Genomic DNA, 1,314 nt, shown 5'->3' with positions numbered 1-1,314 from the left:
TGTTCGTTAATATACATTGTTTACAAAAGTTATAGATTAGAGTTTACACTAAGTTAGTTTCTAACCTCACTGATTGTTCTTTTTTTCTAAACACATGTTCATCAAAGTATCCTAAAAATACGTTTCTATAAAACACCCTCCAAATACCATTGCCAATGTCCAGGGCTCCGATATGTTTACCTTGGAGCGAAGCGGAAAGGTAAACCCAATTGTAGGCCTTCCATCTGATGGCTCCATTTTGTGTAACTTTTAAGACTTTCATTTTGGAATCGTAATCAAAGTGGGGTATTTTTTCTGGGAATGGTCTTGTTGAAAATTCATGTACCGAAGCGGGCGTTCTCATGTCCAATGCCTCATGTGGCCTTAGGTGATTATATTCTTTTACAAATTGGTTCAGACGTCTTTGTTGCGCTTTCAGGTCATAAGCTGAAGGCTTGGCACAGGCGGTCTTCAGGTCGCGGTGCATTCGTTCATGCCGTCCGTTCTGTTGTGGCTGTGCCGGATCAGAAAACACGGGCATGATTCCCAGTTCGATGAACCAATAGGATAACCTGGTGAATCTTTGTATTGCGGCAACTGAACCAAATGGACTTCCATTGTCGGTATGGATTTGTCCGGGGATGCCGAATTTCCTGAAAACCCTTTTGAACTCGGCTTTTGCAGAGGCAAGGTTTTCTTTGTAATGCCCTTTTGCGGTAAATACAAATCGGCTTTTAGAATCGGCAATGGTGAGCGGATGACAGTAAATTTTGTTGCCCATGAGGAACTTTCCTTTATAGTCCGCACTCCACACTTCATTGCACTCTTTTGGGTCGAAAACAGGGTGTATTGGCTTCACTCTTCTAAGCCGTTTTTGAGGCGACACCAAACCATGTTTTTTGAGGATGTTGTGCACGGTCAAGACCGTTGGGATCATTTCCTCGGGGAAATCTTTATACAACAAGGTATGCAACTTTTTAGCGCCCCATGCCTTGTGTTTTTCCTTCAATTTCAATATACGGTCCAACACTTTTTCGTTGGTCGCGTTCGGGTGCGGGCTACGTGGTTTTCTGGACAGCTCCCTAAGACCTTCGTAGCCTTCATTTTCAAACCGGGCAATGATTTTGTAAGCCGTCGGTCTTGAGATTTCAAAGACTCTACAAAGCTCCGTGATGGTGTATTTTCCAGTTCGCCATTCACAGATAAATTCAATTTTTTGTTCCATAATCGTATGTTCTTTCCAAGGCATAGCATCTGAATGTTGGTTCCAAATGCAACTTAAAAAGTGTAAACGATGTTTCTATAACTTTGTAAAGGATGTTTGTATATCGTACC

At 42.1% G+C, this 1,314-nt stretch carries 1 protein-coding gene; it reads right to left on the bottom strand.

Annotation, left to right across the window (positions count from 1 at the left end):
* Positions 1-43: 43 nt before the first annotated feature.
* On the bottom strand, positions 44-1,204 hold the full coding sequence (locus tag ACOCEA_RS17925) for an integrase core domain-containing protein (RefSeq protein ID WP_420757649.1): 1,161 nt from the start codon (positions 1,202-1,204) through the stop codon (positions 44-46).
* Positions 1,205-1,314: the final 110 nt, after the last annotated feature.

This window comes from Maribacter luteocoastalis, from assembly GCF_048890225.1.
Lineage (GTDB): Bacteria > Bacteroidota > Bacteroidia > Flavobacteriales > Flavobacteriaceae > Maribacter > Maribacter luteocoastalis.
This window is presented reverse-complemented; position numbering and strand designations above follow the sequence as displayed.